This window comes from Achromobacter sp. Root170 (genome assembly GCF_001428165.1).
In the GTDB taxonomy this organism is placed as follows: Bacteria; Pseudomonadota; Gammaproteobacteria; order Burkholderiales; family Burkholderiaceae_B; genus Achromobacter; species Achromobacter mucicolens.
In genome coordinates this window covers 95,274-110,136 of record NZ_LMHN01000017.1, presented here as the reverse complement: position 1 = coordinate 110,136, position 14,863 = coordinate 95,274, and the positions used below count along the sequence as shown (strand labels likewise).

The following is a 14,863-nucleotide window of genomic DNA, read 5'->3' as shown; positions in this document are numbered from 1 at the left end:
AATTCAGGCGCTAGCATGCGGCAACGGATTTCTACCCGCCGGACGGACACGGGCCGCCCGCTCCCCCTGCGCCCTACGACGGCAATGCCGAAATCGATCTTCCCGCAGTACCCGAGGGATCGGCTGGCCGCTCTGGCAAGCGCCAATTCCCTGCGCGCCATCCGCGAAGGCCTGCTTTGGGTCATGCCCTGCCTGCTGGTGTCCGCGCTGTTCCTGGTGCTGTCCGTCTGCGCCCGGCTGCTGGGCCTGCCGGGCGGCATTGCCGACGCCCTGGCCGACCTGCACGGCGCGCTGTCCGCCGTCATGCCGCTCCTGGCCGGCACGGCCATCGGCTACATGCTGTCGATCCGCCACCGGCTGCCGCACCTGCCCACCGCGTTGCTGTGCCTGTGCCTCGTTGTCATCGCAGAACGCCTGCTGGCGCCCTACCCCCGCGCGGCGTCCACGCTCACCCTGTTCATCGCGATCGTGATCCCGATCGCGGCCGTGCCGCTGATGGCCTGGCTGTACCGGCGCCGCTGGACGCAGCTTGCGCCGGACGGGCTTATCGGCGAGAACGTGCGCGACTCGCTGAACATGATCGTCCCCGGCCTGCTGACCGCCGGCCTGGTGATGGCGGCGTTGTCCGCGGCGCTCTCGATCCCGGCGGTGGCGCAGGTCGACATCCCGCTCAGCATGGCGTCTCTGGACAGTCCCTACAGCGCCGGCGCGATCGTGGCCGCGTTGAATTCGATGTTCTGGTTTTTCGGCATCCACGGCGCGCACGCCATGGCGCCGATCATGGACGTGCTGGACCAGGCCACGCGGCTCAACGCCACGAGCGTCGCCGCCGGCTACGAAGGCGTCTATGCGCTGAACGGCACGCTACTGGGCGCCTTCGTCTTCATCGGCGGCTCGGGTGCGACGTTGTCGCTGGTGGTGGCGATCCTGCTGTTCTCGCGCAGCGATTCGCTGCGGGTACTGGCGCTGGCGAGCATTCCCGTATCGCTCCTGAACATCAACGAGATTCTGCTGTTCGGCCTGCCCCTCATCCTGAACCCGCGACTTCTGCTGCCTTTCGTGCTTACGCCCGTCATCAACGTGCTGATGGCGCTGGCAGCGGTGCAACTGGGTTGGCTTGCGCCCGCCACCGTGGCGCTGCCGTTGACGTCGCCCGTGCTGTTCAACGCCTATCTGGGCGCGGGCGAACAGGTGGCGGGGATCGCGTTGCAATGCGCGCTGGTGGCGTTGGGCGCGTGCATCTATGCGCCCTTTCTGATCGCGCTGGAGCGGCAGCGCAAGGCCGATTCCACGGTGTATTTCAAGTCGCTGGACGCGACGTTTCCGCAACTGCAGGAAGAATCGCTGCTGTACGCGCACGACCCCGTCGCGTCCACCTACGCCACGCGCGCGCGGCGCCGCGCCGAGGTCTCACGCATCCGCGCCATCAGCGAATACGACTTCTACCTGGAATATCAGCCGCAGGTCTCGCTGCGCACGGGCCAGTGCACCGGCTGCGAGGCGCTGCTGCGCGCCACCGGCCCCGAAGGCACGCAACAGGCGCCGCTGGAATTCCTGCGATGGCTGGCGCAAGCTGGCCTGATGGGCGAAGTGGATCTCTGGGTGGCGCGGCAAGCGGTGCGGCAATGCCTGGCTTGGCGCGCGCAGGGCTTCTCGCTGCCCATGACGATCAACGTCACGAGCGCCACGCTGACCTCGCCGGCTTACCTGGACCGGTTGATCAAGGTGCTGGACCAGACGCGGGGCCAGGTATCGGTGGAGCTGACGGAAGATGCGCTGGTCGAGGACGCGCAGGCGCTGCACACCGCCTTCGACCGGCTCCACGGCATCGGCGCCCGAGTCTACATCGACGACTTCGGCACGGGCTATTCCGCGTTGAGCTACCTGCACCAATTCCAGATCGATGCGGTCAAGATCGACCGCAGCTTCGTGATGGCGCAAAGCCATGACCGGGGCGCGCTGGTGATGAGCGGCCTCTTGCGGTTCTGCGAGGCATTGAACCTGCAGATCATTGTCGAGGGTGTGGAAACCGATGGTCAGTTGTCCGCGCTGGCGTCCAGCGCGGAGATCATCGTGCAAGGCTGGTACTACAGCAAGGCGGTGTCGGGCGAGCTTGTCGTGGACTTCGCGCGCCGGCGGCAGGAAGGGCCTGCCCTGCCGGCGAATCTGCCCGAAGCAAAGGCTATTTGATGCCGATGAACGGCAGCGCCGCGCCCGGCACCTGGGTGGACGGCAGCACGCCATCCCATTTTTCCACGGCGTTCAGGCTGACGAGGTTGGTGTTGGCGGCCAGCGCCTCGGCCTTGGCGCGGATCGAGGCCGCCTCGGCTTCGCCGCGCATGCGGATGCCGTCGGCTTCCGCGGTGAACTGCTGACGGCGCGCGTCGGCTTCGGCCTTGGCCTTGACCACCTGGATCTCGGCGGTGATCATCGCCGTTTCCTTTTGCTGGCGCGTGGTTTCGATCTGCACCTGGGCCAGCATGCGCTGTTCGATCGAATGCTCGTAGGCCTGCGAGAAACCCACTTCCTCGATCTGAACGCCCACCACCTGGACCGGCGCGCCTTCCATCGTCTTGAGGACGGCGTTGTTCACGTCCAGGCCGAGCTTCTGGCGTTCCTGGATGGCGCGCACGGCCGTGTACTGGCCGAATACGTTCTTCACCGCGTCCGGCGTCTTGCGCTCCAGCACGCGCATCTGCAGATTGGCGATGGTGCCGTATTCGGAATAGAGCTCTGCGACGTGCTCGGCCGGCACGCGGTAGGTCACCGACACGCGCAGCGTGGCCGGCTGCTGGTCATAGCTGTAGGCCTCGAGCTTTTCGAACACGAAGGTGTGGTCGCGCACGGACACCGTCATCACGTTGTCGATGAACGGCGTCTTGAAATCCAGGCCGGGTTCGGCCACTCGCACCAGCTTGCCGTTACGCAGCACCACGCCGCGCTCGCCCTGATCCACCTGGAACCACGAGCCGAACGCGATGAACAGGATCAGCAGAAAGATGAGCGCGGTGCCAATGGCGAATGTCAGTTTGCGCGGCTTGACCGCGCCGATCGTCTTGACCATCTGGATATCTGTCGGCTTCATCTTCACTTCCAATCCCTGTCTGTTCTTTTGCGTTTACGGTCCGAGAGCACCGCTGCGATGCCGCGCGCGAGCAGATAGGCGATGACCGCCGCCCCCACCAAGATCAGGAAATACCGCATCGAGCGTCCCCCCCGGGAAAGAAGGACGGGATTCTAGCCCGCAGCGGACGCGCTGCCGCAGGCGGGTTTCAACGTAATGTGGCGATACGTTTCCGAACGTTTCGCCGGCCGTGATTTCGGCGGATTTACGCCCCGTACCAGCGCAACCCCAACCGGGACAGCGGATCGGGATAGTCCCAGAACGCGTGGTCCAGCGTCTCCATCTCTTCCTGCTCCGCCTCGGTCATCGCCCCGTAGATATCGTTGAGCTGCACCACCTCGGGCGAGGCCTCGAAGCGGTCGATCAGCGCGCGCATGCGCGAGAGCACGTCCAGCATGTGCACGGCCCCGATCTTGCGCAGCGCCTGCAAGGCAAGCTGGCAGGTCTCGTCGCCCCAGTTGCACAGAAACTGCATGAAGCCGCCATTGTTGATGTCGGCCTCCATGCGCCACAGCGCAACCAGTTCCTGGTCGGTGGGGGACAAGCGGTCGAGCTTCCATCCGGCTGCCTGCAACGCCGCCATGGCCTGCTCGTATCGCAAGTCCCACAGCAGATCGTGCACGTTGAGCATGCCCTGCGGCACGGGCTCGGCCAGCGCGGGCCACACGACGCCGTGCCCGTCATCCACCAGTTGCCACGCCTGCCGCGCCTCGGGCGTGGCCTCATGCAGGCGGATATGCCGCCGTATCGGCTCCCTGACCTCGCGGCCGTCGGCAAGCGTCAGCAGCACGTGCGTATCGGTCAACGTCAGGGCAGTGATGCGGTAGTCGGGAGTCGGCATTGCAAGGGTCCGGCATGACAGGAAAGCGCAAGACCCTACCGGATCGGCGCCGCGCTGTCGAGGCGCGCCCGTTGCCGGGGCGCATCGCGCCGCATCCTGTTACGGCTCCCTGTTCACCCATCTGCTACGTTAAATAGGACCGCGCTGGGGTCCCATCCGGTGCGCTTGTCGGAGATCGACCATGCCCCGCCCTTCCGAGTCCGCTCCCCTCATCGGAGTGGTCCCGCCATACATGCTGGACCGGCTTGCGCAGCACACCGATGCGCGCGTCAGCATGCCTGCCGTCAAGACGATGATCATCGATCAGCAGCAGCGCAGCCTGCGCGAGATGGCGGGACAGCCGCCTCGCGCGACGCTGGCGCCGGCGCGCCAGGTGGCGCCGGCGGGCACGCCCGACCGCGCCGTGCACGACGCCGGCAACGGCACCACGCTGCCCGGCAAGCTGGTTCGCGCCGAAGGCGCACGGCCGAGCGGCGACCCCGCGGTCGACGAGGCCTACGCGCATCTGGGCTCGACCTACAAGCTTTTCTGGAATGTGTACAAGCGGCACTCCATCGACGCGCATGGCCTGCCGCTGATCGGCACGGTGCATTACGGCGAGGACTACGAAAACGCCTTCTGGAACGGCGCGCAGATGGTGTTCGGCGATGGCGACGGCGAGATCTTCAACCGCTTCACCGTCGCGGTCGACATCATCGGCCACGAGCTCACCCATGGCGTGATCGACACCGAGGCCGCCCTCCTCTACCAAGGCCAGCCCGGCGCGCTGAACGAATCGCTGTGCGACGTGTTCGGCGCGCTGGTCAAGCAGTATTCGCTGGGGCAGACGGCCCGGGAGGCGGACTGGCTGGTCGGGCAGGGTCTCTTCACGGAAAACGTGCAAGCGCGCGCGCTGCGCTCGATGGCCGAGCCGGGCACCGCGTACGACGATCCCGTGCTGGGCGCGGACCCCCAGCCCGCGCACATGCGGGACTACGTCGATACGCCGCGCGACAACGGCGGCGTGCACATCAACTCGGGGATTCCGAACCGCGCGTTCTATCTGGCCGCCACGGCGCTGGACGGCAATGCGTGGAACGGCGCGGGGCACGTCTGGTACGACACGCTGTGCGACAAGCGCCTGCGCCACGATGCCGCGTTCAAGGATTTTGCGGGCCTGACGCTGCTGGTCGCCGGCGAGAAACACGGAGCGGACGTGCGCCGCGCCATCGACGAGGCCTGGAAGGCCGTGGGCGTGCTGCCATGATCGAACTGCCGCCCCTCGACCTTGCCCAGCTCGTGCGCCTTAGCCGCGAGGGCGGCCTGGCATACCTGCCCGGCCTTGCCCAGCCGCGCCGTATCGACATGGCCACCTGCCCGCCTGGCGTGCGGCAGGAGGTCTGCGATGCGATCCTGCATGCCGCCCCGAAAGCCATGCCCGGCAGCGCCGGCGCGGGCGGCGATCAGCGCTACTTCCACGTGGAAGTGGAATTCGAAGGCGCGGATACCGCGCGGGTCACTTTTGACGTGCCGGAGGCCGATGCGCCGGAAACGCTGGTGCGTCTTTGGAAGCGCCCGCCCGGCCAATCTGAATAGCGCGCCCCGCATACAGCCCGGTCACCGCCATGACGGCGCACAACGCCGCGCACACGCCCAACGCGGCGCCCCACCCGCCCAGCTTGTCATGCAAGCCGCCCACCAGCGCGGGGCCGGTCGCGGCGAACAGGTAGCCGGCACATTGCGCCATGCCCGACAGCGCCGCGGCCTGCTGCGCATGGCTGGCGCGCAGTCCCACGAACGCCAGGCCCAAGATGATGCCCGCGCCGGTGCCCAGGCCCAGCAGCGCGATCCACAACGCGCCCCACGTGGGCGCCGCGATCAGGCCCGCGAACGCGACGCACGACGCGCCCGCCGCGCAGAACGCCGCGACCCGCTGGTCCGTCAACCGGCGCAGTAGCGGCGCCATGAACAACGCGGGCGCCGCGGACGCGAGCTGCATGAATCCATGCAGCGATCCGGCGCGTTCGGCCGAGTAACCCGCGTCGCGCAAAATGGCGGGCAGCCAGCTCACCGCCACATAGAACACGAAAGAATTGATGCCCAGGAACACGGTGACCTGCCAGGCCAGTGGCGAACGCCACAGCCGCACGCCGTGCGGCGCGTGCGCGGTGGTCGCGGCGGGCGGCGTGTGGCCCGCAAGCTGAGGCAGCCACAACAGCAGGCTGATCAACGGCAGCGCCAGCATGCATAGCGTCGAAAACCGCCAGCCGCCCAGAGGCAGGTTGGCAAGCGGAATCGCAATGGCCGAGGCCAGTCCCGCCGCAAGGCCCATCGTCAGCACGTAGGCCGACGTCAGCCCCGCCAGGCGCTGCGGGAAGTCACGCTTCAACAGGCTGGGCAGCAGCACGTTGCCCAACGCAATGCCCGCGCCGATGATGGCCGTGCCCGCGTACAGCCCCGCCGCCGCGCCCAGCGTGCGGATCACGATGCCGCCAGCGACGAGCAGCATCGCCGCAAAGAGCGTGCGCTCCAGGCCAAACCGGCGCGCAAGCCCCGCGGCGAACAGCGACACCACCGCGAAGGCCAGCAGCGGCAGCGTGATGAGCATGCCGGCCGCCGCGGACGACAGGTCCAGCTCGGCGCGGATCAGGCCGATCAGCGGCGGCAGGCCGGTGAACGGCGCGCGCAGGGCCATCGCAATGCAGAGTATGCCCAGGATCAGCAGCGCCGGGCGGCTGGGTGGCGTCGAAGGGCGGGATACGTGCATGGTCACTCGGGCGTCGGCAAAGGGAAACGGAAAGGCCACCAGCTTACGCGCCGCGCGCCTTACCGAATTTCGAGATAATGACAACCTTTCCCGCAATTCGGCCACATTCCCCCTTTGCAGCGCCGACGCCCATGCGCACGCCCGACACGCCGCCCGCCCCCTTCGATCCGGATTCCGCCACGCAATGGGCGTTTGCCATGCCAGTGCATGCGGCCGAGCAGGACAACGAATCGCCGACGCACCGGCATCACATGGGCCAGCTTGTCCTGGCGCTGCGCGGCGGCGTCACCTGCTCTGTGCCGCAAGGCCTGTGGATGGTGCCGCCGCAGTGCGCCGTGTGGATCCCCGGCGGCGTGCCGCACAGCAACCGGGTCACGGCCAATGGCCGCGTCTGCTTCCTGTTCGTGCCGGCCGACGCGCCGCGCCTGCCCACGGCATGCTGCACGCTGGCAATCACCCCGCTGGTGCGCGAACTGGTCGTGCACCTGGCCAACCTGGCGCCTGCCGATGCGGCGGCGCCCGCCAACCGCAGACTGGCCGACGTGCTGATGGACCAGCTGTCGCAGATGCCCACCGAGCACCTGCACCTGCCCATCTCGGATCATCCGCGCCTGCGCGAAATCGCCGGCGCGTTGAACGCGGACCCGGCGGACCGCAGCACCGTCGCACAGTGGGGCAAGCGCGTCGCCATGAGCGAACGCACGCTGGCGCGGCTGGTGCAGCAGGAGGTCGGCATGAGCTTCGGCCGCTGGCGCCAGCAGCTGCACATCATCCTGGCGCTGCAACGGCTGTCGGCGGGCGTGTCGGTGCAGCGCACGGCCGAAGACCTGGGCTACGAGTCGGTCAGCGCCTTCATCACGATGTTCAAGAAGACGCTGGGCAAGACGCCCGCGCGTTACTTCGCGGACAAGAGCGACCCGCAGGCCGCGCCGCCATGAACGCGCGCGCGGGTCACGCCTGTCTGGAACCGGCCACGATGAACAGGCGCGGGAACGGCAGCAGCACGGTGCCATCGGCCAGCGCCGGATAGGCCTGCTCGATCAACGACTGATAGCGCGCCAGAAAACTGGCCTGCTCGGCGGCATCCAGCTTGTCCAGATAGGGCCGCAAGGCCGTCCCCTTGAACCACTCGACCACGGCCGCGGCGCCCGCGAGCGGATGGTGGTAGGTCGTGCGCCAGACGTCCAGCGTGCCGCAATGCGGCTTGAGAAGTTCGTAATACCAGGCCGCGCTGTGACGCGGCGGATGCTTGACGCCGCCCGTCTTGGCCGCCCACGGCGCCTCGCCCGCCACCTGCCTGGCCAGACGATGCGCGGGTTCTTCCAGGTTGTCGGGCGTCTGCACCGCCAGGCTGCCGCCGGGGGCCAGCTTGGCCACCAGCGCGGGGTACAGCGTCTCGTGGTCGGGCACCCATTGCAGCGCGGCATTGGCAAGGATCACGTCATAGCGCTGCGGCGGATTCCACGTGGCGATGTCGGCCAGCTCGAACGACAGCGCCGGCAAGCGCTTGCGCGCCGCATCGATCATGTCCTGCGAGCTGTCCATGCCCGAGATCTCGGCGTCCGGATAGCGGCTGGCCAGCACCTCGGTGGAATTTCCCGGCCCGCAGCCCAGGTCCACGGCGCGCTTGACGAGCAGATTGGGCAGGGCCGCCACCAGGTCCCGCACCGGGCGGGTACGTTCGTTTTCAAAGGCGGAATACTGCTTGGCGGACCAGCTGTTCATGATCGTTCCTTGCGTGGCGATGGGGGTAGCGCCGACTGTACGCCTCGCCTTTTCCGCTGACAAATTCACAGTGGCGTCGCTTGCCATATCGGCTGCATATGGACTGCACAAAAGGCCGCCATAAAAAAACCCGCCGGTTGTCGCCGGCGGGCGGTTGGAAGGCGGGACGCCAGGGTTACTGCGGCTTCAGTTCATCCGAGCGGGTTTTCCACAGCGAGAACAGCACGCCGCCAAGGATCAGGCTGAAGGTCACGCCCAGCGAAATCGCGGGAGGCACCTTGCCGATGAAACCGACCAGGAAGATCTTTGTGCCGATGAACACCAGGACCAGAGCCAAGGCGTACTTCAGGTAATGGAAGCGGTGGATCATCGCCGCCAGGGCAAAGTACAGCGCACGCAGGCCCAGGATCGCGAAGATGTTGCTCGTGTACACGATGAACGGGTCGGTCGTGATGGCGAAGATCGCGGGCACCGAGTCCACGGCAAACACCAGGTCGACAAACTCGATCAGCACCAGCGCCAGCAGCAGCGGCGTCGCATAACGCACCTTCTTGGACGTGGCCGGATCGACCTCGGTCACCATGAACGCGTTGCCGCGAAGGTCGTCCGTGACACGCATGTGACGCTTCAGGAACTTCAGGATCGGATTCGTGGCGATGTCAGGCGTCTGGTCCGCGATCATCCACATCTTGATGCCCGTGAACACCAGGAACGCGCCGAACAGATACAGCAGCCAGCCGAAGTTGCTGACCAGGGCGGCGCCCAGGCCGATCATGGTGGCACGCAGCACGATCACGCCCAGGATGCCCCAGAACAGCACCCGGTGCTGGTACTGGCGCGGGATCGCAAAGAAGCTGAAGATCAGCGCGATCACGAACACGTTGTCCATGGACAGCGATTTTTCGATCATGAAGCCCGTGTAGTAGGCCATGCCGCTTTCCGCGCCCATGTTCCACCAGACCCAGCCGCCGAACAGCACGGCCGCGGTGATGTAGCCGGCGGACAGCAACAGGCTTTCGCGCACGCCGATCTCGCGGTCTTCCTTGTGCAGCACGCCCAGGTCAAAGGCAAGGAGGCTGACGACGATACCGATGAAGAGCAGCCAGCTCCAGGTTGGAGTGCCAAGGAAATCGGCGTTGAAGAAGGTGATCAAAGTGTCCATGATTGCCCCGCTAGATTCGAAGGTGCCCATGATCCCGCTGTGCCTGGAATGGAGAAATCAGCCTGAAAGTGAGTTAAGGTTCGAAAAAACCGAAGTGAGCCGACACCCATGCTGAACTACCGCCACCTGTATTACTTCTGGATGGTTGCCAAGGAGGGCGGGTTTTCCCGCGCCGCCGAGCGCCTGGACATGGCCATCCAGACGATCAGCGCCCAGGTCCGGGAACTGGAAAAAAACCTGGGCCATCAGTTGCTAAAGCCGGCCGGGCGTGGCGTGGCGCTGACCGACGCCGGCCAGGCGGCGTTCGCCCGCGCCGAGGAAATCTTTCAGATCGGGCAAGTGCTGCCGCAGGAAGTGCGCGCGGCCGCCACCAAGCCGGTCGTGCGGCTGTCGGTGGGCCTGTCGGACGGCATCTCCAAGCTGGCGGCCCACGCCTTGCTGGGCCCCGTGCTGCACACGCCCGATCTGCACCTGACCTGCCATGAAGGCGAAGTGGAGGAGCTGCTGGGCGAGCTGGCGCGGCATCACCTGGATCTGGTGCTGGCCGGCCAGGGCGCCCCCGCCAACCCCAACCTGCGGCTGACCAGCGACCGCCTGGTGTCCTCGCCGGTGGACTGGTACGGCCCCGTCAAGCTGGTGCGCAAGTCGGACACGCTGGATTTTCCGCGCTGCCTGGAGCGGCTGCCGGTGCTGCTGCCCACGGGCCACTCGGTGCTGCGACAGACGCTGGACCGCTGGTTTGCCGAACAGAACGTGTATCCGAACGTGGTGGGCGAATTCGAGGACAGCGCGCTCATGTCGGTATTCGCGGCCCGCGGCCTGGGCGTGTTTCCCCTGAGCCGCCTGGGCGGGGACGACGTCGCGCTGTTGCGCGGTCTGCGGCCGCTGGCGCGCTGCGAGGACGTGCACGAGGAAATCCACGCCATCCGCAACCGCCGCGGCCAGCACCATCCCCTGGTCCGAGAGATTCTTTCCCAGGCCAAGACTTCGGTTTTATCTTAATGTTTGTCACATTCACTCTGGTTTTTCGGAAATAGAATCGCCGCTATCGTGGCGGTTCTTTTTGAGTCATCGGAGTACCACATCAATGAAGAAAATCATCTGGCTCGCTTTTGCCGTCCTCGCGGCGCTCTGGACCGGGCTGGTGGCGCTGACCCTGCAACTGACCGACTGGGTGCTGGCCACCATTGCCACGACGCAGGTGCCCGGCTCCGCCGTCGACACCTCGCAATGGGTTGCGCCGGCCTGGGCGGCCCCCTGGGTGGATCCGGCATGGCTGGAATCGCTGCAGGGCGGCCTGGTCTGGGCCGCGCAGGGTCTTAACCAGGTGCTGCCCTTCGCAGGCAGCCTCGGCACGCTGATCTCCGTGCTCGGCTGGATCTTCTGGGGCTTCATCATGGCCGGCCTGCTGGTCGTTGCCCTGATCCTGCACTGGCTGGCTGGCAAGCGCGAGCAGCAGGCCCCGGGGCGGCAAGTGGTGTAAAAAGGGGGCAGGCAACGCGCCGCCCGGTACGCTGCCCTTACCCGGAGCGTGCCGTGCTGTCTCGATCTACCCGCTGCCTGACCCTGCCGTTTTCGGCGCTGCTGGCCTGCGCCGGCGCGGCGTCCGCCCAGGCAGCGTCTCCCCACGGCGTGGCGGTCTGCACCGTGACGGGAACATCGGGGCAGTACAGCGTGCGGGTGCGCAACACCAGCGACAGGACGCTCTCGCACGCCGACGTGGTGGGCGTGCACCTGGATGCCGCCGGCCAGGGCGGCGCCCAGGTCACCGTCAATTTGCAGGACGTGCCGCCCGGCAAATACAAGACCGCCGTGCTGGCGCGCCCTGGCGAGTCCGCGGCGCTGGTCAGCATCGCCACCTACCAGACCATCGACGGCGTCGACACCCCCCAACAGGAACTCTACGCAGGCAAGGTCGCCCATGTCGCGCATGGCTCGGCCCTGCAATACACGTTGGCGCCGCTGGCATTGCGCGGCTGGACGGTGGCCTATGGCACGGCGCAGAGTCCCAAGCTGGAACCCGGCAACGCCGTGCTGCTGATCTATCCCGCCCGCACCGGCAAGAAACGCGACGTCACGCGACCCGACGCCGGGCGCGCGCCGGCGGACGTGGTGCCGCTTGCGCCCTGCCCCGCCGTTCGCGGGAACTGACCGCGGTCCTTGACCGCGATCACGTGCCGCTCAAGAGGTCGCGCTCGTTCAGGAGCGCATAGACGATCTCGGGCCGGTTGTCGAAACCGCGCCGAATCGCGGCGGGCAGCGACGCCCGCGTCTTGCGGCACAGGCCGGGCAATTCTTCCAATTGAATCGAGATGCCGCGTGAGGTCCGCACCTCGTTTTCGCTGGGCGTGATGTGGATCACGATGCCAAGCTGAGCCTGGATGCGCCCCTGCATGGCCCGCAGGTCGTCCAGGCTGGTGATGTTTTCCAGCCGCGCGACCAGGCGTTTTTCTTCTTCCCGGGTCAGCCGCAGCACGCGCAGGTCGGACGCCGGATTGGCCAGCAACCGGTCCCGGTCGCACACACAGGCGCCGGGAGGACATTCTTGGCGGATGGGAAACGGCAGGTTCATGGGGACGGTGCGCCAGCCACGACGGCGCGGGACGGTATCTTCCGGATTCTAACCAGGATGAACGACCGCCCGCCCACGCGCACTGCTCGTTTACCCGCAAGCGCGGGCCGCACCCACCCCTTTTCCTCTACCAGTAATAGTTCATGCTCAGCATCGCCTCGCGCTCCATGCCGCGGAACGTGTAGGTGTAGTAACGCTTGTCGAATACGTTGTTCACGTTCAGGGCGATGCGGTAGCGCGGCGTTTCATAGGCGATGGCAACGTCGGCCAGCGTGAAGGCCGGGTTGTATTGCGTGGTGCCGTCCGCCGCGGTGTTCAGCGGCGCCTTGCCGCGATAGCGCAACCCGCCACCCAGCATCAGGCCCTGAACCTGCTGCGGCCGGTAATCCAGCCACAGGCTTGCCGTCTGACGCGCGGTCTGCGTGAGTTGGCGGCCCACGTCCTGCAGGCGGTTGCTCTTGGTCGTGCGCGGGTCGATGTAGGTGTAGCCGGCCATCACGCTGAGTTCACGCGAGAGCGGAAACTTGGCCTCCAGTTCGACGCCGGTGGAACGCACCTCGCCCGTCTGCACGCTGAATCGCGGATGGTCCGGATCCTGCGTTGTCACATTGGTCTGGCGGATGTCGAAGACGGCTGCGGTCAAGAGCGCATCCGTGCCGGGCGGCTGGTACTTCACGCCGACTTCATACTGCTTGCCCTCGCGCGGCTTGAACGCCGTGCCGTCGAACTGCTTGCCCGTGATCGGATCGAACGCCGTCGAATAGCTGACGTACGGCGCCACCCCGTTGTCAAAGAGATAGAGCAGGCCCACGCTGCCGGTGGTGGCCGAGTCGCTGATGCGCGGTTGCGTGGTGCTGGTCTGGGTGGTGCGCACAAAGTCGCGGCGCAGGCTGACGTTGCCGACCCAATTGTTCCACTTGAGCTGGTTCAGCGTGTAGATGCCGGTCTGCTTCAGGTCCGTGCGCGACGGGTCCAGCTCGGGATAATCGATGTTCTGGCCATAGACCGGCGCATAGATGTCCAGGTTGGGCACGTCCCAGCCAAAGCCCAGCGCATCGTTCTCCTTGTAGCGCAGGTAGTCCACGCCCAGCGCAAAGGTGTGCTGCAGGCCGCCCCACTTGAAGTCGCGAGACGCGCGGCTGTCCACGGCGAACGTCTTGCCGTTGGTGCGTTGGGCGAGGCTGCCGCGCGTGACCGTGCGCCGGTCATCCAGCAGGTCCATCGCGTAGATGTGCCGGTAGTCGATGTCGATCTCGGAATAGCGCAGGTTCTGGCGCAGACGCCAGCCGTTGTCCGTGTCGTGCTCGAAGGCGTAGCCGATGGACTTCGTGTCGCGGTCGAAGCGGTCGAAATCCGGATCACCCGCGGTGCGGCTGAGCGGCAGGTCGCCGATCTCCGGATAGGTATACAGATTGGGCCACCAGCTCTTGGGCGTCGCACGCTCCTTGGAGTATGTGCCCAGCAGGGTCACCCGGGTCTGGTTCGTGATGTTCCACAGGATCGAAGGCGCCACGGATATCCGGTCGTCGCGCGAACCGTCCGTACGGCCGTCGCTGTCGCGGCCCAGCACGTTCAGGCGATACAGCACCTTTCCTTCGCCGTCGAAAGCACCACCCAGGTCTGCCGTGAGCTGACGGCGGTTGTACGTGCCGTAGCTGGCGCCGACGCTGTTGACGTGATCCGCGGAGGGCCGCTTGGAGACCACGTTGATGACACCGCCCGGCCGCCCCTGGCCGAACAGCACCGACGCGGGCCCCTTCAGCACTTCGATGCTGTCGAGCTCTTCGATGTTGTCGTTCCAGGACGCATAGGTGCCGGTCGACAGCTGCTTCAAGCCGTCCTTGAAATAGGCGCTGCCGTCGCTGAAGCCGCGAATGACGGCGCCCGTCATCCGCGCATCGCTCGAGCCCGACACCTCCGTCTGCACGCCGGGCGTGTAGGCCAGCGCGCTTTCCAGGTTGCGCGGCGCCTGCACCTTCAACTGCTCCTGCGTCACGATCGACACCGAACGCGGCGTCTCGATCAGCGGCACGTCCAGCTTGCTGCTCTGGCTGGACAGGGCGACGTAGCTGTCCGCCGTTCCCACCGCCACGCCATGCACCGTCACCGGCTCGAGTTGCGCGGAGCCGCCGGACGGCGCGGTCAGGGATACATTGCGGCCATCCCGCTGGAAGGCAATGCCGGTGCCCGCGAGCAACCGGCGCAGCGCCTCGTCCGGCGTCAACTGTCCCGCTACCGCCGGCGCGGTGCGGCCGCGCACGGTCTCGGGCAGATAGAAGATCACCAGCGACGCCTGCTCGCCCAACTGCAGCAGGGCATCGCCCAGCGGCTGCGCCGTGATGCTGATCTGCACCGGCGCGGTCTGCGCCACCGCATCGTTGGGCATGGCGCCCCACGCCAATGCCAGGGAAATCGCCAGCGCGCCGCCCGCGCCGTGCGCACCGCGCCTTGCGGCCTTACGCGCCGCTGCGCGCTGCTTAACTTGCTTGTCCATCATCAGAAGAAAATTCCGGTACAACTGCCCGCGCTGTGAGCGCCCGTCACCCTTGGCCAAAGGTTGCTTCCAGGGTCGATCGGCCTCTCGCGTACGACCCCTTTCATCGGATAGACGCCGCAAGCCGGAAAAAACCGGAATGATTCTCGATAGAATATTTGAAACAAAATAATTCTGAACAGCGACGATCGCCCTTCCG

Annotated in this window: 14 protein-coding genes; 7 read left to right on the top strand and 7 right to left on the bottom strand. The window is 66.6% G+C overall.

Annotation, left to right across the window (positions count from 1 at the left end):
- Positions 1-84: 84 nt before the first annotated feature.
- Positions 85-2,190 carry a PTS sugar transporter subunit IIC/EAL domain-containing protein gene (locus ASD87_RS21235; RefSeq protein ID WP_056326239.1) on the top strand — a complete coding sequence of 702 codons (2,106 nt, stop codon included), beginning with the start codon at positions 85-87 and terminating at the stop codon, positions 2,188-2,190.
- On the opposite strand, the gene ASD87_RS21230 is transcribed toward ASD87_RS21235, so the two are convergent.
- Both ASD87_RS21230 and ASD87_RS21225 read right to left on the bottom strand, forming a co-directional pair.
- Positions 2,183-3,085: a prohibitin family protein gene (locus ASD87_RS21230; RefSeq protein ID WP_056326237.1), complete on the bottom strand. Its 903-nt coding sequence runs from the start codon at positions 3,083-3,085 to the stop codon at positions 2,183-2,185. The genes ASD87_RS21235 and ASD87_RS21230 overlap by 8 nt on opposite strands.
- 244 nt (positions 3,086-3,329) lie before the next feature.
- A complete protein-coding gene (locus ASD87_RS21225; protein ID WP_056326234.1) occupies positions 3,330-3,965 on the bottom strand; it encodes a DUF4375 domain-containing protein in 636 nt (211 codons plus the stop codon).
- Positions 3,966-4,146: 181 nt separating this feature from the next.
- Between ASD87_RS21225 and ASD87_RS21220 the strand changes: the two genes are divergently transcribed.
- Positions 4,147-5,211, top strand: a complete 1,065-nt coding sequence (locus tag ASD87_RS21220; RefSeq protein WP_056326231.1) for a M4 family metallopeptidase — start codon at positions 4,147-4,149, stop codon at positions 5,209-5,211.
- The gene (locus ASD87_RS26720) at positions 5,208-5,540 is read left to right on the top strand and encodes a protealysin inhibitor emfourin (protein ID WP_063952390.1); all 333 of its coding nucleotides are present in this window, start codon (positions 5,208-5,210) and stop codon (positions 5,538-5,540) included. Before ASD87_RS21220 ends, ASD87_RS26720 begins: the two co-directional genes overlap by 4 nt.
- Here ASD87_RS26720 and ASD87_RS21215 read toward each other — a convergent pair.
- On the bottom strand, positions 5,461-6,711 hold the full coding sequence (locus ASD87_RS21215) for an MFS transporter (RefSeq protein WP_056326981.1): 1,251 nt from the start codon (positions 6,709-6,711) through the stop codon (positions 5,461-5,463). The genes ASD87_RS26720 and ASD87_RS21215 overlap by 80 nt on opposite strands.
- A gap of 131 nt (positions 6,712-6,842) precedes the next feature.
- On the opposite strand from ASD87_RS21215, the gene ASD87_RS21210 reads away from it, so the two are divergent.
- Positions 6,843-7,649: a helix-turn-helix domain-containing protein gene (locus ASD87_RS21210; protein ID WP_056326229.1), complete on the top strand. Its 807-nt coding sequence runs from the start codon at positions 6,843-6,845 to the stop codon at positions 7,647-7,649.
- Between the two features lie 13 nt (positions 7,650-7,662).
- Here the strand turns inward: ASD87_RS21210 and tam are convergent, their stop codons facing one another.
- A complete protein-coding gene (gene tam, locus ASD87_RS21205; RefSeq protein WP_056326226.1) occupies positions 7,663-8,436 on the bottom strand; it encodes a trans-aconitate 2-methyltransferase in 774 nt (257 codons plus the stop codon).
- A gap of 175 nt (positions 8,437-8,611) precedes the next feature.
- The gene (locus tag ASD87_RS21200) at positions 8,612-9,598 is read right to left on the bottom strand and encodes a TerC family protein (protein WP_056326978.1); all 987 of its coding nucleotides are present in this window, start codon (positions 9,596-9,598) and stop codon (positions 8,612-8,614) included.
- A gap of 108 nt (positions 9,599-9,706) precedes the next feature.
- Between ASD87_RS21200 and ASD87_RS21195 the strand changes: the two genes are divergently transcribed.
- From ASD87_RS21195 to ASD87_RS21185, 3 genes are all read left to right on the top strand, one after another.
- Positions 9,707-10,600: a LysR family transcriptional regulator gene (locus ASD87_RS21195; protein ID WP_056326224.1), complete on the top strand. Its 894-nt coding sequence runs from the start codon at positions 9,707-9,709 to the stop codon at positions 10,598-10,600.
- 85 nt (positions 10,601-10,685) lie between these two features.
- A complete protein-coding gene (locus tag ASD87_RS21190) occupies positions 10,686-11,081 on the top strand; it encodes a hypothetical protein (protein WP_056326221.1) in 396 nt (131 codons plus the stop codon).
- A 53-nt stretch (positions 11,082-11,134) separates the two neighbouring features.
- Positions 11,135-11,749, top strand: a complete 615-nt coding sequence (locus ASD87_RS21185) for a hypothetical protein (protein WP_056326218.1) — start codon at positions 11,135-11,137, stop codon at positions 11,747-11,749.
- Positions 11,750-11,768: 19 nt separating this feature from the next.
- Here the strand turns inward: ASD87_RS21185 and ASD87_RS21180 are convergent, their stop codons facing one another.
- Together ASD87_RS21180 and ASD87_RS21175 are read right to left on the bottom strand one after the other, a co-directional pair.
- On the bottom strand, positions 11,769-12,170 hold the full coding sequence (locus ASD87_RS21180) for a hypothetical protein (RefSeq protein WP_056326215.1): 402 nt from the start codon (positions 12,168-12,170) through the stop codon (positions 11,769-11,771).
- 127 nt (positions 12,171-12,297) lie between these two features.
- Entirely contained in the window at positions 12,298-14,667 is a 2,370-nt protein-coding gene (locus tag ASD87_RS21175) for a TonB-dependent siderophore receptor (RefSeq protein WP_056326212.1), read from the bottom strand.
- Positions 14,668-14,863: the final 196 nt, after the last annotated feature.